The organism is Sphaerisporangium sp. NBC_01403, from assembly GCF_045040145.1.
Classification (GTDB): Bacteria; Actinomycetota; Actinomycetes; order Streptosporangiales; family Streptosporangiaceae; genus Sphaerisporangium; species Sphaerisporangium viridialbum.
On sequence record NZ_CP109534.1, the window covers coordinates 7290515 to 7316903 of the forward strand.

Genomic DNA, 26389 nt, shown 5'->3' on the forward strand with positions numbered 1-26389 from the left:
ACCCAGTGTCCCGCACCGAATGGTCTCCGGTGGAAGGCGACAAATCGCCGCAAGCCCTCTACTCGCCGTAACCGATCTTCAAGCGGGAGGAAAGTGGGCATGGGTAGTTTGGCCGCGCCCGGAAGCGAGGAGGCGTCGTCAGTGGACCGTGCCGGTACGGAACCGTTACAACCGTACGATCCACCCCGGATCGGGCCGTACCGATTACTCGGCCGGCTCGGCCAGGGCGGCATGGGCACGGTGTACCTCGCCGAGGCCCCCACCGGAAGGCCGGTCGCCGTCAAGGTGGTCAAGGCGGAGTTCACGGTCGACGAGGGCTTCGCCGTGCGGTTCCACTCAGAGGTGGCCAACGCCCGCCGGGTCGCGTCGTTCTGCACGGCGCAGGTGCTCGACAACGGCAACGCCGTCGACGGCCGGCCGTACATGGTCACCGAGTACATCGCCGGGACTCCGCTGTCGGCGCAGATCTCCCGCTACGGCGCGCTGGAGGCCGGGACGCTGCACGGCGTCGCGCTGGGCGTGGCCGCGGCGCTGGCGGCCATCCACGTCGCGGGCCTGGTGCACCGCGACCTCAAGCCCGCCAACGTCATCCTCTCGATGTCGGGCCCCCGCGTGATCGACTTCGGCATCGCCCGCGCCCTGGACGCGACCCAGGGGGTCACGAAGTCCGGCGAGCTGCTGGGCAGTCCTGGCTGGTGGGCCCCCGAGCAGGTGCGCGGCGAGGAGATCTCCCCCGCCGCCGACGTCTTCGCCTGGGGGTGCCTGGTCGCCTACGCCGGCAACGGGCGGCATCCGTACGGGCGCGGCGACATGCTGACCCTCGCGTCCCGCGTGCTGACCGGCAGGCCCGACCTCGGCACCCTGCCCGCGCCGCTCGACCGGCTGGTGCGGCTGGCCACCGATCCCGATCCCTTACGCAGGCCCTCCGCCCAGGACCTGCTGATCGCGCTGGTGGGCGGCGACATCGCGCGGCCCGGTCCCGCGCCGTCGCCCGCCTCGGCCGACCCACCGACGCTCGTGGCGACCGAGCTGCTCAGCGAGTCGTGGGAGCCGCCCGCGAACGTCGCCGCCGCCGTCACGGCCTCGGCCAGCGGCTCAGACGGTGGCTCCGGCGGTGGTCCCGGCAGCGCTTTCGACTCCCGCCTCGAAGGTGCCGCCGACGACGGCGCGGACACCGACGACACCCAGCCGGGCCTGTCGCTTCCGGGGCTCGCCTACCACCTGAGGGCCGCTTCCCACGCGGAGGCCCCTGGGGCCCCCTCGGGACCCGAGGCCGACCCCGCCGAAGCGGCCGGCCCCGGCGCGGCCTCGCCCCCAGAAGGTGTCTCCCCCGCCGAACCTCCCTCCGGCACCCCCGCCTCCCCGCTTCCTGCGACCCTCGTCCCCGCCACCTCGGTCCTCGAAGACCCACCCCTCCCGGCCGACGACACCCGTCCGCAGACCGGGACGACCGCCGCCACGATGCCCGGCCTCACGCAGGAACAGCAGGCGCGGGGAGGGTCCCGCAAGTGGCTGCTGCCGGTGCTCACCGTGCTCGCGGGGCTCCTCGTCACGGGCGGGGTGCTGGCGATGGTGGTCCACGGCCGCTCACAGGTCCGCGCGACCGGCGTGGCCGCCGCCACCCCCGCAGCGCCCGAGACCGACGTGGGCAGGCGCTTCACAACGGGTTCCTTCATCGAGGACGCGCAGTTCGTCGTCCCGAGGCCCGCCAGGTGCGGGCTGACCACGTACGAGGGCGCCACGCCGTCACGGGGCCGCTTCTGCGTGATCGCGTGGACCCTGATGAACCCCGGCGGCACCTCCGCCACGCCGCCTGCCGAACCACCTGTCCTGGTGGACGACCGGGGCGGCGAGCACGAGTTGGACCAGTCCTCCACGGCCGTGCCCGAAACCCTCTATCCCGGCGACAAGATCGACGGGGTGTTCGTCTACGACGTGCCCCCGGCACGTGACGCGGCCGTGCTCAAGCTGCGGATCTCCGACACGCGAACGATCGAGGTACGGCTGTGACGTGGCGCTCGCTTCTCGTCTCCCCGCTGGTAGCCGGGCTCCTGGCGGCATCCCTGACCGGGGCGGCCCCCTCGCGCGCCGACGCCGCGGCCGACTGCTCCAAGGCCGGCGCCGCCGACTTCGACGGTGACGGCCGCGACGACGTGGCCGTGGGCGATCCGCTGGCGGACGCCGCCGGTGTGCCGGGGGCCGGGGCCGTCCACATCCTGCCCGCCGACGGGAGCGGCGGCGGCTTCGTGGTCACCGCGCCCGACGTGGGCCCCGGGTACGCCTTCGGCTGGACGGTCCGCACGACCCACGTCGACGGCGACGGATGCCTGGACGTCATCGTGGGTGCCCCCTACGCGGACGCCGACGGGACGGCCGGCGCGGGAGCCGTGTACGTGATCCACGGCGGAGCCAAGGGCGGCCAGGTGCCTCCCGAGGCCATCGAGAAGCTCTCGCCCCCGCAGCCTGAGGTGAACGCGCACTTCGGCTGGGCCCTCGCGGCCGCCGGGCCGAAGGACGGCCCGGGAGGCGTGATCGCGGTCGGAGCGCCGTACGAGGACGCCGACAGCACCGCCGACGCGGGCGCGGTCTACGTGTACCCCGCCCAGGCGGACCTCGGGCCCCGCACGCCCAAGCGCGTCACCCAGGAGAGCGAGGGCGTCGTGGGCAACAGCGAGGAAGGCGACATGTTCGGCTGGTCGCTGGTGTTCGGCCACCTGGGCGGGCAGGCCGGCTCCGCCGACCTCGCGATCGGCACGCCGTACGAGAACGACGACGGGGTGGGCAAGCAGGGCGCGGACTCCGGCAAGGCGGACACCGGAGCGGTGGAGGTCATCTTCGACGTCGCCGAGGCGGGCGACGCCTACACCAGTGTGAAGTGGGGCATCCCGCAGTCGGTCAAGGACGTCGAGGAGCACGCGGGAGACCGGTACGGTTACGCCCTGGCCTACGCCGAGTTCGGCGGCACGGCCTACCTCGCGGCGAGCGCGCCCCTCGCGGACGCGGGAGGAGTGGCGGACTCCGGGCTGGTGCAGACCTTCCAGACCGACCAGGCCGGGAACCTGCGACCGGCGGAGACCATCAGGCTCGGCGCCAAGGGCCTCGCCGACCGGCCCGCCGAGGCGAAGGCCGCCCTCGGCTGGTCGCTCGCCATGGTCGCGACGCCCAAGGCCCTCTACCTGGCCATCGGCAACCCGTTCGACTCCCGTGGCGGGACGGAGGCGGGCGCGATCACGCGGGTGCTCCTGAGCGGCGACGGGGGCGCTCCACCGGCCCGGCTGGACAAACCGCACGCCCACGACCATTTCGGCTGGTCCGTCGCCTCCTTCGGCGCCACCGGCCCGTTCGCCGCCGGTACGGGCCTGCTGGCCGGGGTGCCGGACGAGCACTCGGCTCCCGGCGGCGCCGTCGCGGTGATACGGGAAGGCGGCCCCACCCGGCTGCTGGTGCCCGGACGCGGCGGGGTGCCGGCGGTGCCAGAAGGCTCGCCCGCCGACTTCGGCGCCTCAGTCAGCGGCTGACCCCCTGGGCCGGTCGGCCTCCTGGGCCGTGGTCGGCACGTCAGCGGATGAACAGGCGGGCGCCGCAGCCGGGCCACTGGCCGCGCCACCGGCCCGCGACCCGCTGGTAGAGCAACTGCGCCCGGTAGGTCTGCTCGGGCGCCGACCAGTCGAGCGGTGTCCTGCTGCCGCCCACGGCCTGCCACATGGGAAGGCTGAGCTGGTACATGCCGTAGTAGGGCCCGCTGGGGTTGAACGACTTGGGGTTGGCGAGCGTCTCGCACCGCGCAAGCGCCGCCCAGTTGAGCGAGGCGACGTACGGGCTGACCGGCACCGTGTGCACCGGGAGCGGAGGCGCGGCGGGGATGATGCGGATCACCTCGCTGTCCTCGGGGAAGGTGCTCATCGACGGGCGCACCCGGTCGCCCTTGGCCAGGGTGATCTTCTGCTGGGCGAGCACGGCCCGCACCGTGCGGCCGGTGGTCACCGCGTCCAGCCGTACCCCGCCCCTGACGACGGTCACCCGGCGCTGGGTCCGGACGTCAAGCGCGAAGCCCGACACCGGGATCTGCCGCATCCGGGACGCCGACAGGGTGGCCCGGCGGCCGCTGAGGTTGAACTGCTGGAGGACCTCGCCGACGTTGAGCGCGGTGACCGTGTGGGTGGTCTTCCTGCCGTCCACGGTGAGCACCAGCGGCCTGGCGTGCCGCACGACGATCGAGGTGCCGTCGCGCACCTCGGCGGACCCGGAGGGAAACACCTTGTCCTGTGGGCCGACCTCGACCTTCGCGTCGGCGAGCACATCGCGCACGGTGCCGCCGAAGCTGCGTACCGTCGTCTCGCCGCCGTCGACGGACAGACGCACCTCCTTGGCCAGGACGACCCCGGTGAGCAGGCCGAACGAGACGCCCGCCCCGACGGCGCAGACCACGAGGGCCCAGGGGGAACGGATGCCGGACACGAGGCCTGAGCGGAGCCGGGAGGGGCGGCGCGGGGCGCGGCGCGACCCTGCACGCCGGGCGGCGGCTGTCGGGGCCGGTGATGAATCCACTGCGCGTCCTTCGGGGTAGACCGGCTGCCGACGCTAGCGCCGCCCCGCGCACACCTCAACCGGATCACCGAAAACAGTGGGTCACATGGCGGTCACTTGGCGTTACCGGCCTTCATCACCCGGCGATGGGCACGGCCATGACGACGACGGGCGCCGCCGTTTACCAGGCGCCGAAGACGCGCTCGCCGTTGGCGCTGACCGCACGGGCCAGGTCGTCGACGTCCATGCCCTTGACCTGGGCGAGGCAGCGCATCGTGAGCGGGATCAGGTAGGGCGCGTTGGGCTTGCCCCGATGGGGGGTGGGCGGCAGGTACGGAGCGTCGGTCTCGACGAGGATCAGCTCCTGCGGCGCCACCCGGGCGGCCTCGCGGAGATAGGCGGCGTTCTTGTACGTGACCGGCCCGGAGAAGGACATGAAATATCCGGCGTCGACGCACTTGCGGGCCATGCCGGCGTCGCCGGAGAAGCTGTGGAACACCACCACCTCGGGCGCCCCCTCCTCGGCGAGGACGCGCAGCACGTCGTCATGGGCCTCGCGGTCGTGGATCACCAGCGCCTTGCCCGTGCGCTTCGCGATCTCGATGTGCGCGCGGAACGAGGCGTCCTGGTCGGCGCGGGAGGCCCAGTCGCGGTAGTAGTCGAGGCCGGTCTCGCCCACGGCCCGCACGTGCGGCTCGCGGGCGAGCTTCTCGATCTCGGCGAGCGTCTCGGGCGTGGCCGCGTGCGCCTCGTTGGGGTGGATCGCCACCCCGGCGTAGACGCCCTCGTGGTCGCGCGCGGCCTCGGCGTTCCAGCGGGAGGACCGCAGGTCGTACCCGATGGTCACCAGCCGGGTGACGCCCACCGCCCGCGCCTCGGCGAGGATGCGCCCGACGCTGCCCTCGGCCGCCTGGGCGGCCAGCGCCACCGGATCACCCGACGACGCCTTGCGGTCGCCGACCATGATGTCCAGGTGGCAGTGGCTGTCGAACACCTCGGCGCCCAGAGGCGGCGGGGCGGGAACGGTGGTCACTCGCGACTCCCCATCGTGCTGACCGGCCGGCGTGAACGGCCCACCGGGCCCACTCGACTCACTGCGCTCACTCGGACTCACTGCGCTCACTCAGCTCACTCAGCTCACTCAGCTCACTCGGCGAGGCGGGCGAGCTCCTCGTCTACCACCTTGGTGTCGAGCTTGCGGAACAGCGGCGTCGGCGGGGCCAGCGGGACGCCCGGCCGGATCGGCCTGGACTCCCACACCGCCGCGCCGTCGTACTGGCCGGTGATGACGCGGTAGGGGGTGCCGCCCTCGTCCACCTCGCGGATCTCGGGCATCCCCGACCAGACGCCCTCACCGCCGAGCATGGAGTAGATCTTGTTCGAGGAGCTCGGCAGGAAGGGGGTGAGCAGGGTCTTGGCGTCGTCGACGATCTGGAGCGCGACGTGCAGGATGGACTTCACCCGGTCGGGGTCGTCCTTGATCTTCCACGGCTCCTGCTCGGCGAGGTAGCGGTTGGCATCGCGCACGACGTCGAACGACTCGGTGATGGCGTTCTTGAACCGCGACCTGCCCAGCTCGGCGCCGACGGCCGGGAACGCGGCCCGGCTCCGCGCGAGCAGCGCCCGGTCGGCGTCGGTCAGCTCGCCCGCCTCGGGCACCACGCCGAAGTTCTTGGCCGCCATCGAGATCGACCGGTTGACGAGGTTGCCCCAGGCCGCGACGAGCTCGCCGTTGTTGCGGTTGACGAACTCCGACCAGGTGAAGTCGGTGTCCTGGTTCTCGGGGCCCGCCACCGAGATGTAGTAGCGCAGGGCGTCGGCGTCGTAGCGCTCCAGGAAGTCGCGGACGTAGATCACGACCTGGCGGCTGGAGGAGAACTTGCGGCCCTCCATCGTCAGGAACTCGCTGGAGACCACCTCGGACGGCAGCGCCAGCTTGCCGAGCGACCCGGCCGTGCCGCCGCGCACCCCCTCGCCGTTGTAGCCGAGCAGCATCGCGGGCCAGATCTCGGCGTGGAAGACGATGTTGTCCTTGCCCATGAAGTAGTAGCCGCGGGCGTCGGGGTTCTGCCACCACTGCCGCCAGGCGTCGGGGTCGCCGGACCTGCGCGCCCACTCGATGGAGGCGCTGAGGTAGCCGATGACCGCGTCGAACCAGACGTACAACCGCTTGTCGCCGCGGTCGCTCCACCCGTCGAGCGGGATCGGCACGCCCCAGTCGAGGTCGCGGCTGATCGCGCGGGGCTGCATGTCGCCGAGCAGGTTGAGCGCGAACTTCAGGACGTTGGGACGCCACTCGCCCTGCTTCGCGTGCATGTAGCCGGCCAGCGCCTCGGCGAAGGCGGGCAGGTCGAGCATGAAGTGCTCGGTCTCGATGAACTTGGGCGTCTCGCCGTTGACCCGGCTCTTGGGGTTGATCAGCTCGATCGGGTCGAGCTGGTTGCCGCAGTTGTCGCACTGGTCGCCGCGCGCCCCGTCGTACCCGCAGATGGGGCAGGTGCCCTCGATGTAGCGGTCGGGGAGCGTGCGGCCCGTGGACGGGGAGACCGCGCCCATCGTGGTCTTCGGGAAGATGTAGCCGTTGTTGTAGAGACCCTTGAAGATCTCCTGGGTGACGGCGTAGTGGTTGCCCGTCGTGGTGCGGGTGAACAGGTCGTACGACAGCCCCAGGGCGGTGAGGTCGTCGGTGATGACCCGGTTGTAGCGGTCGGCGAGCTCGCGGGCGGTCACGCCCTCCTTGTCCGCCTGCACCTGGATGGGCGTGCCGTGCTCGTCGGTCCCGCTGATCATCAGCACCTTGTTGCCCGCCATCCGCTGGTAGCGGCTGAAGACGTCGGACGGCACCCCGAACCCGGAGACGTGCCCGATGTGGCGGGGGCCGTTGGCATAGGGCCAGGCGACGGCGGTCAAAATGTGCTGGGACATGGGACAAGCCTAGACGGCCGGGCATGGCGTCTCGAACAGATTACGAAGGTTGCGCTGATCTTCCAAGCACCCCGGCCGGTCGCCGCCGAGGTCAGGCGGCGGGGGTGGCCTCGCGCTTGACGGCCTCGGCGGCCTCCTCCGCGGCGGAGGCGGCGACGTCGACCGGGGTCTCCTTGGTGCGGCGGATGCCGAGGATGCTGATGAACAGCGCGGCGAAGATGGTCTGGAAGCTCATGATGAGGGCGGTCGCGGACGGCACGACCAGGCGCAGCGACTCGGCCGGGATCAGCTCGCCGAAGTTGCGCACCTGCCAGTGGGCCAGCGACGCGACCATGCCCGCGAGGCCGCCGATCGCGAGCAGGCTGCCCGCCACCAGGCCCTTCTCCAGCGTGACCACGTCGACGAGGCGCTTGATGCGGCGGTCCTCGGGGAGGAAGCCCTCCTCAGCGGCGTACACCTTGGTGAACAGGCCGAACAGCACCGCCTGGAAGCCGATCACGACCATCGCCGACGCGCCCACCAGGGTGTCGACGTCGAAGGCGAGCTTGCCGATGTAGACCGGGCCGAAGGTCAGCGCGGCGCCGGCCACCAGGCCGAGGGCCATCAGCACGGCGCCGGGGATCAGGAACAGCCAGCGGGGGCTGTAGAGCAGCAGGAAGCGCAGGTGGCGCCAGCCGTCCCGCCACGAGCGCAGGTGCGGCGGGCGCGAACGGCCGTCGGGGCTGAGGGTCGTCGGGACCTCGCGCACGTTGAGGCCCTGAAGCGTGGCCTTGACGACCATCTCGCTGGCGAACTCCATGCCGCCGGTCTGCAGGCCGAGCTTGAGGATCGAGTCGCGGCGGAACCCGCGCAGGCCGCAGTGGAAGTCGCGGATGGCGCTGGGGAAGAACAGCCGGCCGATGAACGAGAGCACGGGGTTGCCGAGGTACCTGTGGAGCGGAGGCATGGCGCCCGGCGCGATGCCGCCGCGGAAGCGGTTGCCCATCACCAGGTCGGCGCCCGCGCGCAGCTCCTCGACGAAGGGCAGCAGCGCCGTGAAGTCGTACGAGTCGTCGGCGTCGCCCATGATCACATAGCGGCCGCGCGCGGCGCGGATGCCGCCGATCAGGGCGTTGCCGTACCCCTTCTCGTCCACGTGGACCACGCGGGCTCCCGCGTCGCGGGCGAGCTGCTGGGAGCCGTCGGTGCTGCCGTTGTCAGCGATCACCACTTCGCCCTCGATGCCGTGCTCCGCCATGCAGGCAAGCGCCTTGCGGACACACGTTTCGACGGTCTCCGCCTCGTTCAGGCATGGCATGACCACGGTCAGTTCCACGTCGAAACCCCTCGTTTGCGCCTCGATCATCCGGTGCGTAGTTAGACCATGATGCCCTCTGCCCCCAGATGCTCGGGTCAAGTCCGCGAAAGGGCTGGCATCCTGTAAACCATGGTGACCGTTGCCGAACCGGCGCAGGCCGATGTGCCGACGCCGAGCAAGGGTGCGCGCCTTCTCGGGTTCCTGGGCCGGCGCCGCCTTTTCGTGATCGCCTTCACGCTGGGTTCGCTGCTCAGAGTGGTCGCGATGCTCGGTTACCGGCCGGCGATGTGGTTCAACGACTCCTACGAGTACGTCTCGGTCGCCCTGCACCCCCGCCCGCATCCCATCCGCCCCGACGGTTACTCCTTCTGGCTGCTGATCCTCAAGCCTTTTCACAGCTTCGCGCTGGTGGTCTTTACGCAGCACCTCATGGGTCTTGCGACGGCGGTGCTGATCTATGTGCTTCTCAGACGCAAATTTGGGCTGCCCGACTGGGGCGCGACCCTCGCCGTGGTGCCGGTGCTTTTCGACGCGTACCAGATCCAGCTAGAGCAGATGGTCATGTCGGACACCATGTTCACGCTGCTGATCGTGGCGCTGGTGACGGTGGTCCTGTGGCACAGGAAGATGTCGTGGCGGACCGGCGCGGCCGTCGGCCTGCTGCTGGCGCTCACCGCGCTCACCCGCAGCATCGGCCTGCCCATCCTCGCCGTGGTCGTGGTGTTCCTGCTCATCAAGCGCACCGGCTGGAAGCCGATCACGGCGGTCGTGACGGCCTGCGCGGTGCCGGTCGTGGCGTACATGGGGTGGTTCGCCGCCGCGAACGGCCAGTTCGCGATGACCCAGAGCGACGGGCTCATCCTCTACATGCGCACGGCGAAGTTCGCCGACTGCAAGAAGATCAAGCCCGACCTCCAGCGCGAGCAGGACCTGATCCCGCTGTGCAACAACCCGAGCATCGAGCGCAGCGAGTTCTCCCAGCTCTACCTCTGGTACAGCGGCCTCGGCGAGGTCCTGCACCGCTGGGGCACCGACAAGTTCGACAGGTCGATCAACGACGCGGCGGGGAAGTTCGCCAAGCGCGCGATCCTGGCCCAGCCGGGCGACTACCTCTCGGCGGTCACCGGCGACCTGCTGCGCAGCTTCCGGTGGGACCGTCCGGTCTTCCCCGACGCCAACACCTGGAACCAGTACCAGTTCTCCAACAAGGGGGTCAGCAGGAAGGACCCCGTAAGGCAGACGTCGTCGGTGCCCAAGTGGCCGAGCTACCCGCAGGGGAGCACCACCGACCGCGACATGGTGGCCTATGAGCAGGGCCGGGCCAGCACCAAGGCCTACTGGCCGTGGGCGACCTTCATGGAGCGCTACCAGCGCATCTTCTACCTGCCCGGCCTCGGTGTGGGCCTCGCCCTGCTGGTGGGCATCGTCGGCGTCGTGGTGCGCTGGCGGCGGCTGGGCGGCCCCGCGCTCCTGCCGCTGGTGGCGTCCGCCGCCCTGGTGGTCGCCCCCGCCGCCACCGCGGAATTCGACTACCGCTACCTGCTGCCCGCGGCCCCTCTGGCGTTCCTCGCCGCCGCCATCGTGCTCCGCCGCGTGGTACGGCCGCGCCGCAGGCCCTCCGCCGTGCCTGCCACCGTGCCCGCCGGGGAGACGGCCGCCTAGATCCAGCTGCGGAAGAGCATGCGCCGGTTCCACTCGTCGTAGGGGATCAGCTCGGCCGACAGCACCGGGTACAGCCAGCCGAAGTTCACCACGCTCAGCAGCATGAACGCCCCCACGACCGCGGCTCCGACGGCCCTGCGCGTGGTCTCGCCCCTGGCGGGCCCGATGAGGAGCCCCGCCACGAGGACCAGCGCGAGGATCATGAACGGCAGCATCGGCGCCATGTAGAACAGGAACATCGTGCGCTTGTCGGCGACGGCGTAGTAGAACCACGGGAGCCATCCCACGGCGTAGGCCAGCAGCACCGCTCCGGCCCGCCAGTCACGGGTGGCCACGTACCAGGCGATCAACGCGATCAGCGCGAGCACCGCGCCGAACCAGATGACCGGGGTGCCCACCCCCAGCACTGCCTCCGAGCACTTCGCCGCCCCGCAGCCCTTGCTGTCGGTGGGGTAGTAGAACGCGACCGGCCTCAGGAGCAGGGGCCACTGCCAGGGCCACGACTGGTAGGCGTGAGGTTCTGACAGGCCGGTGTGGAATCCGAGCACCTGCACCTGGTAGTCCACCCACGACCTCAGCGAGCTGAACACCCAGTAGGCCCAGCCGCTGGAGGTGGCCTGGGCCCAGTTGCGGCCGTACCCGTAAGCACTGGCGAACCACCCGGTCCAGCTCAGCATGTACCCCACCGCGGGCACCACCGCCATCGCCACCACACTGGTCGGCGCGTCCTGACGCACCACCCCCGCCAACGGCCTGCGCAACCCGATCGCCCGCCGCGCCCCCGCATCCCACACCAGGCTCAACACCCAGAACGCCACCAAGAAGAACACACCGCTCCACTTGGTCGCACACGCCGCCGCCAGGCACAACCCCGCACCGATCCGCCACGGCCGCATCCCCAGCCACGGACCCACCCCACTCAGCCGCGACCCCTCATACCAAACAGCCAGCCGCTCCCGCGAACGATCACGATCGACCACCAGGCACCCGAACCCCGCCAGCACCCAGAACATCAAGAACACGTCCAGCAACGCCGTCCGGCTCAACACGAAATGCAGACCGTCCAACGCCAAAAGCAACCCGGCCATGCACCCCAGCAACGTCGAACGCGTCATCCGCCGCGCCACCCGCGCCAAAACCAGGATCGACAACACCCCGACCACAGCCGCCGCGAACCGCCACCCGAACGGATCGGCCCCGAACAACCACTCACCCACACCGATCATCCACTTCCCCAACGGGGGATGCGCCACGTACAGCGCGCACGGGTTGAGATCGTCCGGCGTGCAGGTGACCCAGAGGTCCTTGCGGCCGGCCAGGAGCCGGGGGTCGGCGATGGGGTTCTTCGTGGTGCCGAGGAAGGTGCGCTCGACGCCGTACCTGAGCAGCGACAGCGCGTCCTTGGCGTAGTAGGTCTCGTCGAAGACGATGTCCTTGGGCGACCCGAGGCGGTCGAACCGCAGGAAGGCGCCGAAGGCGGTCACCAGAAGCGGCGCCAGCCATCCCCACAGGGGGCTGCCCTGGAAAGGCGGAACCAGCCGGTCGCGCACCGTGGGCACCGAGCCCGGCCTCTCAGCCGAGGAGGCGGGCGGTTTCCCAAGAAGCCGCAAAATTCCAGCAAATTTTAGGGGGAAGGCGCGAACAGCCACCCGGGCACCCTATGCGCCACGGGCGGCCCGCATCCAGAGGATCAAGAAGGCCAGGCGAGACGATCGCCGTCAGCGGTGGACGGCGTCGTACAGCTCGCGCTTGGGGATGCCCGCGGACTTGGCGACGTCGACGATGGCCTGCTTGCGCGAGACCCCCGCCTCCTCCCTGCGCGCGACCTCGTACACGAGCTCCTGGAGGTCGGGCTCGGCCGTGCTCGGCTCGTGCCCGGCGACGACCAGCGTGATCTCGCCCCGCACGTTTCCCCCGGCCCATTCGGCCAGCTCGCCGAGCCCGCCCCGCCGTACCTCCTCGTAGGTCTTGGTGAGCTCGCGGCAGACGGCGGCCGGCCGCTCGGGGCCGAAGGCCTCGGCCATCGCCACCAGACAGGCCTGGAGCCGGTGCGGCGCCTCGAAGAAGACCATCGTGCGCTCCTCGGTGGCCAGGCTCGCCAGCCGCCTGGCCCGCTCCCCCGGCTTGCGCGGCGGGAACCCCTCGAAGCAGAACCGGTCGCTCGGCAGCCCGGAGATCGCCAGCGCGGTGGTGACCGCCGACGGCCCGGGGAGCGCCGTCACCGGGATGCCCGCCTCGACGGCGAGGTGCGTCAGGCGGTAGCCGGGATCGGAGACCCCGGGCATGCCGGCGTCCGTGATGACCAGCACGGTCTCACCGTCCTGCAGGGCGCCGAGCAGCTCCTTCGCCCTGGCCGCCTCATTGGCGTCGTAGTAGGACACCACGCGCCCGCCGAGCGTCACTCCGAGGTCGGCGACGAGCCGCCGCAGCCGGCGGGTGTCCTCGGCCGCGATGATGTTCGCGGTGGATAAGGCCTCGCGCAGCCGTGTGGAGGCGTCGTCGACCCGCCCGATCGGAGCACCCGCCAGGACCAACCTGCCGTTGTCGTTCACATGCCCATCCTCTCCCATGCACGAGGAGGTCATCAGCACAGCACCTTCGGGCATGAGTCCCCCAATTGGGTACGTAAGAGGTGTTTCTTAGGCTGGACGTAATAGCCGCCCCGTACGATGTCCGGATGGCCCTGACGGACTTCCCTAACCAGGACTTCGAGCAGCCGGAGCCGCGCGACGAGCCCGCACAGCCGGGATCTGTACGCGACCGGCTGGTTCCGCCTTTCCAGGGCAGCCCCCTGTGGGGATGGCTGGGACCGCTGCTGGTGGCCGGTTTCGCGGCGTTCCTGCGTTTCAACCGCCTCGGATCGCCCAACGCGGTGGTCTTCGACGAGACCTACTACGCCAAGGACTCACTCTCGCTGATCAAGTTCGGCGTGGAGCGGGTCGCGGTGAAGGACGCCGACAAGCTGCTGCTCAAGGGCGACGCCAACATCTGGCAGCACTGCGCGCCCACCGAGATCGACAAGTGCGCCTCGTACGTCGTCCATCCCCCGTTGGGGAAGTGGATGATCGGTGTGGGTGAGTGGTTGTTCGGGGCCGATCCTTTTGGGTGGCGGTTCGCGGCGGCTGTGGTCGGGGTGTTGTCGATCCTGGTTTTGGCGCGGGTGGCGCGGCGGATGACGCGTTCGACGTTGCTGGGGTGCATGGCCGGGTTGCTTTTGGCGTTGGACGGTCTGCATTTCGTGTTGAGCCGGACGGCGTTGCTGGATGTGTTCTTGATGTTCTGGGTGCTGGCGGGGTTCGGGTGCCTGGTGGTCGATCGTGATCGTTCGCGGGAGCGGCTGGCTGTTTGGTATGAGGGGTCGCGGCTGAGTGGGGTGGGTCCGTGGCTGGGGATGCGGCCGTGGCGGATCGGTGCGGGGTTGTGCCTGGCGGCGGCGTGTGCGACCAAGTGGAGCGGTGTGTTCTTCTTGGTGGCGTTCTGGGTGTTGAGCCTGGTGTGGGATGCGGTGGCGCGGCGGGCGATCGGGTTGCGCAGGCCGTTGGCGGGGGTGGTGCGTCAGGACGCGCCGACCAGTGTGGTGGCGATGGCGGTGGTGCCCGCGGTGGGGTACATGCTGAGCTGGACCGGGTGGTTCGCCAGCGCTTACGGGTACGGCCGCAACTGGGCCCAGGCCACCTCCAGCGGCTGGGGATACTTCATCTTCGACTCCCTGCGCTCCTGGTGGAACTACCAGTGGATGGTCCTGAGCTTCCACACCGGCCTCGACTCGTCACACCCGTACCAGTCGTGGCCCTGGGAGTGGCCCCTGCTGCTGCGGCCGGTGGCGTTCTTCTACGAGAGCCCGGGCGGCTGCGGGGCGGCGAAGTGCTCGCAGGCCGTGCTCGGCGTCGGCACCCCGGTCATCTGGTACGGAGCGATCATCGCCCTGCTCGCCATGATCGTCTGGTACGTGTCCACCCGTGACTGGCGGGCCGGGGCGGTGCTGCTGGCCTACGCCATCGGCGGGCTGCCCTGGGTCTACTACGCCCTGGCCGACAAGCGCACGATGTTCCTGTTCTACACGGCGCCCATGCTGCCCTTCATGATCCTCGCCATCGTGCTCGCCGCCGGGCTGCTCATCGGTCCGGCCAACGGCGAGCCGGTGCGGCGGATCATCGGGGCCTCGCTTTCGGGTGCCTTCGTGCTCGTGGCACTGATTAACTTCTGGTGGCTGTACCCCGTTATCGCCGCCGAGATCATCCCCTACGACGATTGGCATCGGCGCATGCTGCTCGACCGCTGGATATGACCCCTCAACCCGCACAACCCAGCCCTTCTGCTCTTTCTGGCCTTACAGGTAGGTGACGTGGAAATCGTCCGTGGTGGTGGTCGTCGTCAGGGCGCAGGCCTATACGGCAGACTGCGAGGCATGCCTGCACCCGACGTTGCCGCGCTCCTGACAGAGCTCGAGCGCTCCGATCCGGACGTCGCCGACGACGCCAGGACCGCCGTCGAGTGGCTGACCGGCGCCGAGCCGCTCGAAACGATCACTCAGCTCGATGTGTGCGAGTTCCTCTGGTACACGCTGCCCCTCAAGGTGACCGGCGACCACGGCGACATCGCCAGGGCGCTCGGAAGACTGCTGCGCCTCGGGGGCATGGACCGCTACGCCGCCCTGTGCGCGTCCCCGACCACCTCCCAGATCCTGCGGACGTACGCGCGCGAGGGCGAGGACGCCGGGACGGCCGCCTACCAGCGCGCCCTCGCCGCCACCGGAGTGCTGCCGCCCGACGTGCCGGAGCTCCGGTGGAGCTCGATCATGGGTCCCGAGGAGTTAGGCGCCCACCTCGCGTGCTCGGCCGCGCTGGAGATCGCCATCGTGTCCGGCGAGCTGGAGCCGGCGGCGAGCAGCTGGAAGACCCACGCCGAGGCGCTGACCCGCCGCTGGCTCACGGCCCCCCGCACCGAGCTGGGCGGCGACAACTGGCTCAACCGCGTGCACGGTGAGCGCCTCAACCGCTGGGTGCTCGGCCGCGGCGCGGCCCGCCGCGAGCTGGCCCAGCCCTTCGAGGTACGCCTCCACGCGCCCGTCCCCGTCCCCGAGGGGTCACATTTCGCCGCCCTGTGCTGGCTGCTGGAGACGGCGGCCAGGCCCGGGGGCGTGCCGCTCACCCAGCGGCACAACATCGCCCGCGCGCTCGTCGTCGAGGCGGCCGAGCGGTTCGGCTGGCCGCTGACCGGCACGCGCAGCGAGGGCGGCGTCGCCGCCCTGCGCACGCTGCGCCACATGGCCGAGGACGAGATGCGGGCCGTGCACCGCACCGGCAGGAGGCTTCTGATCACCGCGACGGGCAGGAGGCTGCTCGCCGACCCCGAGGCCATGTGGCAGGCCGCGTCCTCGGCGTTGCTGACGCCCGCGCCCGGTGAGCGCGAGATGGAGATGTCGGTGCGCGAGGTCGGGCTGATGCTCCTGACCGACGGCAAGGAGGTGCCCTGCGGGTCGCTGGCCGAGCGGGTCACCGAGGTGGTCGTGGGCGAGGGCTGGCGCACGGCGACCCCCGCCGACGTGGTCCGTCCCCTGGTGGAGCTGCGCCACCGCCTGGAGGCGTTCGACCTGTGCGTCTCCCCCGCCCCCTCGCCGGACGCGCTGGCCCCGGCCGAGCTGACCCCGGCGGGCAGGGCCGCCGCCCTGGCGGCCCTGCGCGGTCAGGCGCTCCGTCCCCGGCAGTACGTCACCCTGAGCTGAGCCAGAGGCGCCCCCGGCAGTACGTCACCACGCTGAGCTGAGCCACGAGGTGCGGCCGGCTAAGTCACCGCCCTGAGCTGAGCCACGAGGCGCGGCCGGCACGCCGTCAGCTTCGGGCGCTTCCGAGGCCGGGGGCCGCGATGGCGGACATGATGTTGTCCTCGGTCACGTCTTGGCCGGTGAGCTCCCTGGCGATGCTGCCGTCCCGCAGGACCACCACGCGGTCGCAGTTCTCCGCCAGCTCGGCCACGTCGGAGGAGATCAGCAGGACGGCGAGCCCGTCGACGGCCAGTTCGTCGATGAGCGCGCGCATCTCCGCCCTGCTGGGGACGTCCAAGCCGTGGCCCGGCTCGTCCAGCAGGAGCACCTTGGGATTCATGGCGAGCCAGCGGGCGAGCAGCACCTTCTGCTGGTTGCCTCCCGACAGCTCTCCCGCCCGCTGGCCGGGTGACACCGCCTTGATGCGCAGCCGCCGCATGAAGGTCGCCACGACCCGGTCGAGGCGGGCGTCCGACACGATGCCGGCCCGCGAGAGGCGGGGCAGCGCCGCGAGCGCGATGTTGTCCCGCACGGACAGGGTCGGGACGATCCCCTCGGTCCTGCGGTTCTCCGGGACGAGCCCGACGCCGGCCCTGATGGCGCTCTTGATCGACCACTTGCCCAGCGGGGCGCCCGCCACCGTCACCTGCCCGGCGTCCACGGGCTCCACGCCCGCGATGGCCCGCGCGGTCTCGCTGCGCCCGGCGCCGAGCAGCCCGCCGAGGCCGAGCACCTCTCCCGAACGCAGGGCGATCGAGATGTCGGCGAGGACATGGCGGCGGCTGAGCCCCCTGGCTGAAAGGATCGGCAGGTCGCCAGGCTCGTCGGCCGGGCCGCCGCCGAGGTCCACGGGGGCCCGCGGCGGGTGGAAGGGCCTGCCCAGCATCAGCGAGACGAGCCTGAAGCGGTCGAGGCCGGCCATCGGGCCGGTGTGCACGACCTTGCCGTCGCGCAGCACCGTGGCCCGGTCGCAGATGCGGTAGAGCTCCTCCAGCCGGTGGCTCACGTAGATCACCGACCGGCCGTCGTCGCGGAGGGCGCTGATGACGCCGAACAGCGTCTCTATCTCGCCGGGCTCCATCGACGACGTGGGCTCGTCCATGATCACGACGCGGGGCCCGGCCGAGGCGGCGCGCGCCAGGGCGACCATCTGCTGGGTCCCGGCGGGGAGCGACGCGACCGGACGGCGGACGTCGGCGCGCACGCCGTACCGGGCGAGGATCTCCTCGGCGTCCGCGTGCATCCGGGCGAAGTCGATGAGCCCCAGGCGCCCGCGCGGCTCCCTGCCGAGGAAGATGTTGCGGGCGACGCTCATCTGGGGGGCGAGGTTGCCCTTCTGGTAGATCGTCGCGATGCCCGCGCGCAGCGCCTGCAGCGGGCCGCCGAACCTCACGGGCTCGCCGAGATAGCGCAGCTCGCCCCCGTCAGGCTGGTACACCCCGGAGAAGAGGTTGACCAGGGTCGACTTGCCGGCGCCGTTGCCGCCGATGAGCGCGTGGACCTCTCCCTCGGCGACGGCCACGGAGACGTGGTCGAGCGCCCGGACGCCGGGGAAGCTCTTCAGGACGCCGGCGGCCTGGAGGACCATGCTGCTACCTGTCACCAGCTTCCTCCCCGGACTGCCTGCCTGGGCGAGAGGAGACACCTCGTTGGGACCGATGGTGATCGCGCGAGGAAACAATCTCGTAACAGAAGGAAACTTATCCGGTCACAGCCGATCAGAACCAGTCAAGGTCAGCCGAGCCTGGCCACGTGCAGCCGTACGCCCTTGCCGGCCAGCTCGTCGAGCACGTCGCGCGGGGCCGCGTCGTCGGTGACCAGGTGGTCGATCTGCTCGGCCGCCACCGTCTGCACCATCGTGTCGATGCCGATCTTGGTGTGGTCGGCGAGCACGACGACCTCCTCGGCCGCCGCCGCGAGCGCGCGGTCGACGCTGGCCACCTGGAGGTTGGGGGTCGAGAGCCCGCGCTCTGCCGAGAGCCCGTTGCCCGAGATGAACGCCCGCCGCACCCGCAGGCCCGCGAGCGAGTGCTCGGCCGCGCTGCCGACGAGGGCGTGGATGGAGCCGCGCAGGGTGCCGCCGGTGAGGACGACCTCGACGCGCGGCGAGCCGGCGAGCGCCTGGGCCACGAGAAGGGAGTTCGTCACGACGGCGAGCTCGGTGTTCCTGCTCAGCCTGCGGGCGAACTCCTGGGTGGTGGTGCCGGGCCCGACCACGATGGCGTCGCCGTCCTCGACCAGGGACGCCGCGAGGTCGGCGATCACGCTCTTCTCGACGGAGGCGACCTGCGCCTTCTGCGAGTGCGTCGGCTCCCGCGACAGCTCGCCGGGCAGGGTCGCGCCGCCGTGGTGGCGGTTGAGCAGGCCCTCGGCCTCCAAGGCGCGCAAATCGCGGCGGACCGTGACCTCCGAGGACCGCACCGCCAGGGCGAGCTCCCTCAGCGAGACCGCGCCGTTGACGCGCACCAGCTCGATGATGCGCTGCCTGCGCTCGGCGGCGAACACGGGCCGGCGGACTTCCCCCGATCCCTCGGTGTCGCCCACGGCTCCCACCTTGTCATCCGTGCCGCACGTATAACCGATTCTGATCATAGTCGGCCACCCAGGACACCGCGAGCCGGGCGCCGACCGCCTGCTACGCCTTCGGCAGTGACCGATTCAGAGCGTTTGCGATCGGATCTCTTGACTGTTTGCGTCCAGAGGTGCTTATTTTGGCTCTGTACGAGTCCGGACATGTTCGGTTTTGCGCGAAAAGGCTCGGCTTCCCGCCTTATGCGGAAAGGACCCCCCTGGATGCAAGCCAAGAGACGAAGTTCCCTCATCCTGCTCGCCGTACTCCTCTGCCTGTCGTGGCAGGTCGCCGGGATGACCGGCGCGACCGCCGCCGACGCGCCGCGCCACGGGCTGCGCGGTGACTACTACCTCAGCACGGCTCCCGGGGCCTTCGACTTCGGGCAGCTCAAGGCCACCGTCGTCGACCCCTCCATCGAGTTCCCCGATCTCGAACCGGTCTTCAAGGACCTCACCGGCCGCGTGGACGACGTCACCGTACGGTGGACCGGCCAGATCGAGCCGAAGTTCTCCGAGCCCTACACCTTCTCGATGATCGGTGACAACGGCTTCCGGCTCTGGGTCGACGGGCAACTGGTGATCGACAACTGGACGGACACCTGGGACGTCGAGAAGGTCGGCACCCCGATCGCCCTCGATGCCGGCCACAAGTACGACGTCAAGGTCGAGTACTTCGAGCACTTCGGCGGCTCCAACCTGCGCCTGCGCTGGGAGAGCCCGAGCCGGCCGAAGGAGATCGTCCCCGCGGAGGCGTTCTTCCTGCCCGAGGGCTTCGACCCGCCCGGCCCGCGGTCCGCGGTGATCGAGGCCGTCGGCGACACCGTGTCGCTCGACTTCGGGGCCGACCTCGCCGCGCTTCCCGCCGGCGCGCGAGATCACCTCGTCCTGACCGTCGCCGGGACCTCCTGGCCGATCACCTCCGTGTCGCAGGACACCACCAACCGATCGGTGATCCGGCTGAAGCTGGCCTATCCCATTCCCGGCAAGGCCGGCGGCTCCGTACGGCTCTCGTACGACGGCCAGGGTGGCATCACGTTCGCCGACGGCAAGGCGCTGGAGGGGTTCTCCCACGTCGTCGTGGTGAACGGCTCGACGTACACGCTCCGGACGAAGTGGGCCAAGGACGTCGACCCCGCCAACCCGCTCCCCGAGTACCCGCGCCCGCAGCTCACCCGCGACCAGTGGCGCAATCTCAACGGGACCTGGCAGTTCGCCGGCGCCAAGCAGGGCGAGGCCCCGCCGTTCGGACGCGACCTCAGCGAGAAGATCGTCGTGCCCTACCCCGTGGAGTCCGTCCTTTCCGGGATCGGGCGGCACGAGGAGCGGATGTGGTACCGCCGCACCTTCACCGTGCCGAACGGGTGGAAGATCCGCGCCGGCGGCGACCGGCTGCTCCTGCACCTCGACGCGGTCGACTGGGAGTCCACCGTCTACGTCAACGGCAAGCAGGTCGGCGCCCACAAGGGCGGCTATGGCCACTACAGCGTTGACGTGACCGACGCGCTGAAGCCCTCGGGTGCACAGGAGCTGGTCGTCGGCGTGTACGACCCGACCGACAAGGAACACCACCCGATCGGCAAGCAGCGGCTGAACCCCGGCGGCATCATGTACACCTCCGCGTCGGGCATCTGGCAGACCGTGTGGATGGAGCCGGCGCCCGCCGCGCGCGTCGACGCCCTGCGCCTCACCCCGGACGTCCCGGGCAAGGCACTCAAGGTCACCGTCGACGCGACCGGCGCCACCGGCAAGGTAGCCGTGGTCACCGCCCGTGCCAAGGGTCGCGTCGTGGGAACGGTCACAGGACCGGCCGGCACCGAGCTGCGGCTGCCGGTTCGCGACCCCCGCCTGTGGTCGCCGGAAGACCCCTTCCTGTACGACCTCAGCGTGGCGCTCAAGGACGGGCACAAGACCGTGGACTCGGTCGGCGGCTACTTCGGGATGCGCTCGGTCTCGCTCGGACAGGTGAACGGCGTCAACCGCCTGCTGCTCAACGGCAAGCCGATCTTCCAGATGGGCCCGCTGGACCAGGGCTTCTGGCCGGACGGCATCTACACCGCGCCCACCGACAAAGCCCTGAAGTACGACCTGGACCAGACGAAGCGGATGGGCTTCAACACGGTGCGCAAGCACGTCAAGGTCGAGCCCGACCGCTGGTACTACTGGGCGGACAAGCTCGGTCTGCTGGTCTGGCAGGACATGCCGGCGATGTTCGACACCTCCAACGCGGACGACAGGAGGCAGTTCGAGGCGGAGCTGCGGGAGATGGTCGACCAGCACCGCAGCATCACCTCCATCGTGATGTGGGTGACCCTGAACGAGGGCTGGGGCCAGTACGACCAGGCCAGGCTCGCCGACACGGTCAAGGGCTGGGATCCGTCCCGGCTCGTGAACAACATGAGCGGCGTCAACTGCTGCGGCGCGGTCGACGGCGGCAACGGCGACGTGAAGGACTTCCACATCTACCCCGGCCCCGGCAGCCCGGAGCGGCCCACCGGCACGCGCGCCTCGGTCCTCGGCGAGTACGGCGGGCTCGGCATGCCGGTGATCGGGCACACCTGGTCGGGCGGCGGATGGGGCTACGCCGTCGAACCGGACCCGGTGGCGCTCACCAACCGGTACGTGGAGATGAGCGAGCGGCTCCGGCGGCTCCAGACCTGCGACGGCCTGAGTGCGGCGATCTACACGCAGACCACCGACGTGGAGACCGAGCTCAACGGCCTGATGACGTACGACCGGGCCGTGACGAAGCCCGACGTGCGGCGCGTCCATGACGCCAACAAGGCCGTCACCGACGGAACACCGGTCGGCTGCGGCTGACCTGCCTCCGGTGCGCGGGGAGGGATCTTGTCAGGCCCCTCCCCGCGATGGACAGACCGATCACCCCATCAGACGTCGCCGTACAGGCACGTCAGCTCGAAGGGAAGGACGACCATGACCATGGAGCCCGGCCGCCATGTCCGGACGGCCGCCGTCACCCTCGCCGTGGTCCTCGCGGCCGTCGGCTGCGCCAAGTCAGAGGAGACCACGGCCACGCCGGCCGCGAGCAGCACCCAAGGGCGGCAGGTCGTGCAGACGCCGTCCGGAGAATCCGGGCCGACCTGCACGCTGGACCAGTTCGGCGGCAAGAAGTTCGACCTGAAGACCGCCACGGTGGGCTTCTCGCAGTCGGAGAAGGAGGCCAACCCGTTCCGGATCGCCGAGACCAGGTCGATCAAGGACGAGGCCGCCAAGCTGGGCATCCAGCAGCTCAGGGTGACCAACGCGCAGTCACAGTTCTCCAAGCAGATCACCGACGTGCAGCAACTGATCGCGCAGGGGGCTCAGCTGCTCGTCATCGCACCGCTGAACTCCGACGGCTGGGAGCCGGTGCTCCAGCAGGCGTCCGCCAAGAAGATCCCGATCATCACGGTCGACCGGAAGATCAACGCCAAGTCGTGCGGCGACTACCTCACGTTCATCGGGTCCGACTTCACCGAGCAGGGCAGACGCGCGGCCGACCAGATGATCAAGGCGCTGGGCGGCAAGGGCAAGGTAGCCATCCTGCTCGGCGCTCCTGGCAACAACGTGACCACCGAGCGCACCAACGGCTTCAAGGAGCAGGTGGTGAAGCAGGCCCCGGGCATCGAGATCTCCTTCGAGCAGACCGGGGAGTTCGCGAGGGAGAAGGGCCAGCAGGTCACCGAGCAGCTCATCCAGTCGAACCCGGACATCGACGGGATCTACGCGGAGAACGACGAGATGGCCCTCGGAGCGGTCACCGCGCTCAAGGGCGCGGGCAAGGAGGCCGGCGACATCAAGATCGTCTCAGTGGACGGCACCCGCAGCGCGGTGCAGGGCATCGTCGACGGCTGGCTGTACTCGGTGATCGAGTCCAACCCGAGGTTCGGCCCGCTGGCCTTCGAGACCGCCCAGAAGTTCCTGGACGGGCAGCCGATCCCCGACAAGGTCATCATCTCCGACCGCGAGTACGCCGGGGACACCGCCAAGGCGGGTCTGGACGAGGCCTACTGACCGCAGGAACATCAGGCGCGCTCGTGAAACCGACGTGGAGGGGGGAAGCCATTGGGCACGTCCGATGAGCCCGTGCTGGAGGCCAGGCAGATCACCAAGCGCTTCCCGGGCGTCGTCGCGCTCGACCGCGTGTCGTTCGCGGTGCTCCCGGGAGAGGTGCACGCGCTGGTCGGCGAGAACGGCGCGGGGAAGTCGACACTGATCAAGATCTTCACCGGGGTCTACCGGCCGGACGGCGGTGAGCTGCGCTACCAGGGTGCCCCTGCGGCCTTCGCCACCCCGCTGGACGCCCGGCGGTCGGGCATCTCCACGATCTATCAGGAGATCAACCTCGTCCCCATGATGAGCGTGGCCCGCAACCTGCTGCTCGGGCGCGAGCCCCGCAACCGGCTCGGGGTCATCGACGCCACCCGCATGTACGCCGAGGCGGAGCGCGTCCTTTCCGGCTACGGGGTCAGGACGGACGTGCGGCGCCCCCTCCGCACCCTCGGCATGGGCGCCCAGCAGATGGTGGCCCTGGCCAGGGCGATCTCGGTGGACGCCAGGGTCGTCATCATGGACGAGCCCACCTCGTCCCTCGAACCCCGCGAGGTGGAGACGCTGTTCGGGGTGATCAGACGGCTCCGCGACGACGGCATCGGCGTGGTCTACGTCAGCCACCGGCTCGACGAGTTGTACCAGGTGTGCGACCGGGTGACGGTGCTGCGGGACGGCCGCACGGCGCACACCGGTCCGCTGGCCGGTCTCGAACGGCTCCAGCTCATCTCCCTCATGCTCGGCCGCGACCTGGACGAGGTCAGGACGGGCGGCGCGACGAGGTTCTCCCGGGACCACGAGGCAGTGGCCACCGGCGAGCCCGTCGTGGAGGCACGCGGGCTCACCCGCAGGCACGTGCTCAGCGAGGTCTCGGTCAGCGTGCGGCCGGGCGAGGTGGTCGGCCTCGGCGGGCTGCTCGGCGCGGGCCGCAGCGAGACCGCCAAGGCGATCATGGGGGCGATGCCGCTCGACTCCGGTGAGGTGCTCGTGGCCGGGTTCCCGCTGCGGCGCGGGTCCACGAGCACGGCGATCAGGGCCGGGGTCAGCCTGCTGCCCGAGGACCGCAAGGCCGAGGGCATCATCCCCAATCTGTCCGTTCGCGAGAACATCGTCCTGGCCTCGCTTCCCTCCCTCGCGCGAGGTGGGGTGGTGTCGGACGCCCGCATCGACGAGGTGGTCGCGGCCTTCATGCGCAAGCTGCGGATCAAGGCCTCCTCGCCGCACCAGAAGGTCTCAGAGCTGTCCGGGGGCAACCAGCAGAAGGTGCTCCTCGCCCGCTGGCTCGCGATGCGGCCCAGGGCGCTGCTGCTCGACGAGCCCACCCGAGGCATCGACGTGGGCGCCAAGGCGGAGGTCCAGGCCCTGATCGAGGAACTGGCCGGCGAGGGCCTGGGCGTGCTGCTGATCTCCTCGGACCTGGAGGAGCTCGCCGAGGGCTCCGACCGCATCGTCGTCCTCCGCGAGGGGGCGGTCGTGGGCGAGCTGTCCGGCGCCGAGGTCACCGAGGAAGGGATCATGGCCTCCATCGCCGACCACGCTCCGGCCGCCTCGACGACACCGGCGGCCCACTCTACGAGGGGGGAGTCCCATGACTGAGACGACGGCGGCGCTCCCGCGCGTGGACCGGGCGCGGCTGTTCGCCTGGCTCCAGGAGTACGGGGTCTACGCCGCGGTGCTGACGCTCCTGGTGCTCAACGTGCTGTTCACGCCCCGCTTCCTGGACGTCGCGAACTTCCGTACCCAGCTCGTCCAGGTCACCCCGATCGTGATCGTGTCGCTGGGCATGGCCCTGGTGATCGGCACGCAGGGCATCGACCTGTCGGTGGGGTCGGTGATGGCGCTGTCGGCCGCGATGGTGGTGCTCTACCTCGGGTACGGCGTGCTGCCCGCCCTGCTGGTCGCCCTCGTCGCGGGCGCCGCCGTCGGGGCGGCCGGAGGCTCCCTGGTCGCGTACGTGGGCGTGCAGCCGATCGTCGCCACGCTCGCCCTGCTGGTCGGCGTGCGGGGCGTGGCCAACGTGCTCGTGCCGCAGCTCATGGAGTTCCGCAATCCGGACCTCATCGCGCTCGGCAGCAGTTCGGTGGCGGGCGTGCCGGTCATCGTGGTGATCGCGGCGGCGCTGACCCTGCTCGTGGCGTTCCTCGTACGGCGGACGACGTTCGGCAGGCAGGTCGTCGCGATCGGAGGCAACCGCACCGCGAGCGAGCTTTCCGGCCTGCCGGTGAAGCGTGTGCTGCTCACGGTCTACATGATCTCCGGTGTGCTGGCGGCGCTGGCGGGAGTGCTGGCCACGGCCCGCCTGCAGGCCAGCGACCCAACCTCGCTCGGCCTGTTCATCGAGCTCTCCGCGATCACCGCGGTCGTCGTCGGGGGCACCCCGCTCGCCGGCGGGCGCATCAGGGTCTTCAGCACCGTCATGGGAGCCCTGCTGATGCAACTGCTGTCGGCCACCCTGATCAAGCACAACCTGCCCCAGTCGTGGACCCAGATGGTCCAGGCGGTCATCATCCTCGCCGCCGTGTACGTCACCCGGGAGCGTGGATCGCGATGACCGACTCCAAGGTGGTCCCCGCGTTCGAGACCCCGGCCGTACGCGGCGCGGGCGCGGCGCGGCGCGAGCGGCTCGGGCACGTCCTGCAGCACCACGGGGCCCTCATCGTCCTGGTGGCCCTGGTGGCGGCCGGGAGCGTCGCCTTCGACTTCTTCGCCACCGCGGAGAACGCGGCGAGCGTCGTGGTCTCGTCGTCCTTCCTGGCCGTCATCGCGCTCGGCATGACCTTCGTGATCATCAGTGGCGGCATCGACCTGTCCGTCGGGTCGCTGTTCGTCCTCGGCGGCGTGCTCGCGGCGTACGGCTCGCAGGCGGGGGTGCTGGTGGCGCTGCTGCTCCCCCTCGCGGTGTGCGGGACGGTGGGGCTGGTCCAGGGTCTGATCATCGCGCGCACCGGCATGGCGCCCTTCATCGTGACGCTGGCCGGCCTCCTCGGCGTGCGCGGGCTGATGCTCGCCATCTCGGACGAGGGCGCGACGACCTACCTGGTCAAGGATCCGGCCTTCGCCCGCCTCGGGCAGGGCGAGCTTCTCGGCCTGACCTACCCCGTGTACATCGCCGCCGCGCTCGCCCTGCTCGGGATGCTCCTGTTGCAACGCACGGGGTTCGGCCAGAACGTCTTCGCGATCGGGGGCAACGAGCACGCCGCGACGCTGATGGGCGTACCCGTCGCCCGCACCAAGGTGCTGGTGTACCTCATGTCCGGCCTGCTCGCCGGGCTCGCGGGGGCGCTCAACGCGGCCCGGCTGTCCTCGGGGGTCACCATCCTCGGCATCGGGCTGGAGCTGGACGTGATCGCGGCCGTGGTCATCGGCGGCACCCTGCTGACCGGCGGCGCGGGCGGGGTGACCGGCACGGTCGCAGGGGTGCTGCTGCTCGGGGTGATCCAGAGCCTCATCAACCAGATCGGGGACCTCACCTCGTCCTTCCAGCAGGTGGTGAGCGGCGGGTTCCTGGCCCTGGTGGTGATCGCGCAGCGCCTGCTCAGCAAGGCGCAACGGCTGAACTGACGCGCGGGCCGGCCGCATGCCTCAGGCGCGCGGCC

The 26389-nt window shown here is 70.6% G+C and carries 18 protein-coding genes; 10 read left to right on the forward strand and 8 right to left on the reverse strand.

Annotated features, from left to right (window positions below; all coding sequences use genetic code 11):
• Positions 1-99: 99 nt before the first annotated feature.
• Entirely contained in the window at positions 100-2010 is a 1911-nt protein-coding gene (locus tag OG589_RS32565) for a serine/threonine protein kinase (protein ID WP_405141876.1), read from the forward strand.
• Positions 2007-3518: a VCBS repeat-containing protein gene (locus tag OG589_RS32570; RefSeq protein ID WP_405141877.1), complete on the forward strand. Its 1512-nt coding sequence runs from the start codon at positions 2007-2009 to the stop codon at positions 3516-3518. The genes OG589_RS32565 and OG589_RS32570 overlap by 4 nt, the downstream gene beginning before the upstream one ends.
• A 40-nt stretch (positions 3519-3558) precedes the next feature.
• Here OG589_RS32570 and OG589_RS32575 read toward each other — a convergent pair whose 3' ends face one another.
• The 4 genes from OG589_RS32575 to OG589_RS32590 form a co-directional block, all read right to left on the reverse strand.
• Positions 3559-4458, reverse strand: a complete 900-nt coding sequence (locus tag OG589_RS32575) for a ubiquitin-like domain-containing protein (RefSeq protein WP_405141878.1) — start codon at positions 4456-4458, stop codon at positions 3559-3561.
• Between the two features lie 250 nt (positions 4459-4708).
• Positions 4709-5560 carry a TatD family hydrolase gene (locus tag OG589_RS32580; protein WP_405141879.1) on the reverse strand — a complete coding sequence of 284 codons (852 nt, stop codon included), beginning with the start codon at positions 5558-5560 and terminating at the stop codon, positions 4709-4711.
• Between the two features lie 113 nt (positions 5561-5673).
• Positions 5674-7452 carry a methionine--tRNA ligase gene (gene metG / locus OG589_RS32585; protein WP_405141880.1) on the reverse strand — a complete coding sequence of 593 codons (1779 nt, stop codon included), beginning with the start codon at positions 7450-7452 and terminating at the stop codon, positions 5674-5676.
• Between the two features lie 91 nt (positions 7453-7543).
• Positions 7544-8767 carry a glycosyltransferase family 2 protein gene (locus OG589_RS32590; RefSeq protein ID WP_405141881.1) on the reverse strand — a complete coding sequence of 408 codons (1224 nt, stop codon included), beginning with the start codon at positions 8765-8767 and terminating at the stop codon, positions 7544-7546.
• A 111-nt stretch (positions 8768-8878) separates the two neighbouring features.
• On the opposite strand from OG589_RS32590, the gene OG589_RS32595 reads away from it, so the two are divergent.
• Entirely contained in the window at positions 8879-10411 is a 1533-nt protein-coding gene (locus tag OG589_RS32595; RefSeq protein WP_405141882.1) for a hypothetical protein, read from the forward strand.
• Here the strand turns inward: OG589_RS32595 and OG589_RS32600 are convergent.
• Together OG589_RS32600 and rsmI are read right to left on the reverse strand one after the other, a co-directional pair.
• Entirely contained in the window at positions 10408-11961 is a 1554-nt protein-coding gene (locus OG589_RS32600) for a dolichyl-phosphate-mannose--protein mannosyltransferase (RefSeq protein ID WP_405141883.1), read from the reverse strand. The genes OG589_RS32595 and OG589_RS32600 overlap by 4 nt on opposite strands.
• 168 nt (positions 11962-12129) lie before the next feature.
• Positions 12130-12981 carry a 16S rRNA (cytidine(1402)-2'-O)-methyltransferase gene (gene rsmI, locus OG589_RS32605; protein ID WP_405152178.1) on the reverse strand — a complete coding sequence of 284 codons (852 nt, stop codon included), beginning with the start codon at positions 12979-12981 and terminating at the stop codon, positions 12130-12132.
• A gap of 107 nt (positions 12982-13088) precedes the next feature.
• On the opposite strand from rsmI, the gene OG589_RS32610 reads away from it, so the two are divergent.
• Positions 13089-14699 carry a dolichyl-phosphate-mannose--protein mannosyltransferase gene (locus OG589_RS32610; protein WP_405141885.1) on the forward strand — a complete coding sequence of 537 codons (1611 nt, stop codon included), beginning with the start codon at positions 13089-13091 and terminating at the stop codon, positions 14697-14699.
• 120 nt (positions 14700-14819) lie between these two features.
• Entirely contained in the window at positions 14820-16136 is a 1317-nt protein-coding gene (locus tag OG589_RS32615) for a hypothetical protein (protein WP_405141887.1), read from the forward strand.
• A gap of 106 nt (positions 16137-16242) precedes the next feature.
• On the opposite strand, the gene OG589_RS32620 is transcribed toward OG589_RS32615, so the two are convergent.
• Together OG589_RS32620 and OG589_RS32625 are read right to left on the reverse strand one after the other, a co-directional pair.
• Positions 16243-17778, reverse strand: coding sequence for a sugar ABC transporter ATP-binding protein (locus tag OG589_RS32620; RefSeq protein WP_405141889.1), 1536 nt, complete (start codon positions 17776-17778; stop codon positions 16243-16245).
• 131 nt (positions 17779-17909) lie between these two features.
• The gene (locus OG589_RS32625) at positions 17910-18719 is read right to left on the reverse strand and encodes a DeoR/GlpR family DNA-binding transcription regulator (protein WP_405141890.1); all 810 of its coding nucleotides are present in this window, start codon (positions 18717-18719) and stop codon (positions 17910-17912) included.
• A gap of 249 nt (positions 18720-18968) precedes the next feature.
• On the opposite strand from OG589_RS32625, the gene OG589_RS32630 reads away from it, so the two are divergent.
• From OG589_RS32630 to OG589_RS32650, 5 genes are all read left to right on the forward strand, one after another.
• Positions 18969-21563 carry a PA14 domain-containing protein gene (locus OG589_RS32630; protein WP_405141892.1) on the forward strand — a complete coding sequence of 865 codons (2595 nt, stop codon included), beginning with the start codon at positions 18969-18971 and terminating at the stop codon, positions 21561-21563.
• A gap of 114 nt (positions 21564-21677) precedes the next feature.
• On the forward strand, positions 21678-22757 hold the full coding sequence (locus tag OG589_RS32635) for an ABC transporter substrate-binding protein (protein WP_405141894.1): 1080 nt from the start codon (positions 21678-21680) through the stop codon (positions 22755-22757).
• A 51-nt stretch (positions 22758-22808) separates the two neighbouring features.
• Positions 22809-24389, forward strand: coding sequence for a sugar ABC transporter ATP-binding protein (locus tag OG589_RS32640; RefSeq protein ID WP_405141896.1), 1581 nt, complete (start codon positions 22809-22811; stop codon positions 24387-24389).
• Positions 24382-25344: an ABC transporter permease gene (locus OG589_RS32645; protein ID WP_405141898.1), complete on the forward strand. Its 963-nt coding sequence runs from the start codon at positions 24382-24384 to the stop codon at positions 25342-25344. Before OG589_RS32640 ends, OG589_RS32645 begins: the two co-directional genes overlap by 8 nt.
• Complete coding sequence (locus OG589_RS32650; protein WP_405141900.1) at positions 25341-26354, forward strand: ABC transporter permease; 1014 nt, start codon at positions 25341-25343, stop codon at positions 26352-26354. Before OG589_RS32645 ends, OG589_RS32650 begins: the two co-directional genes overlap by 4 nt.
• Positions 26355-26389 lie beyond the last annotated feature (35 nt).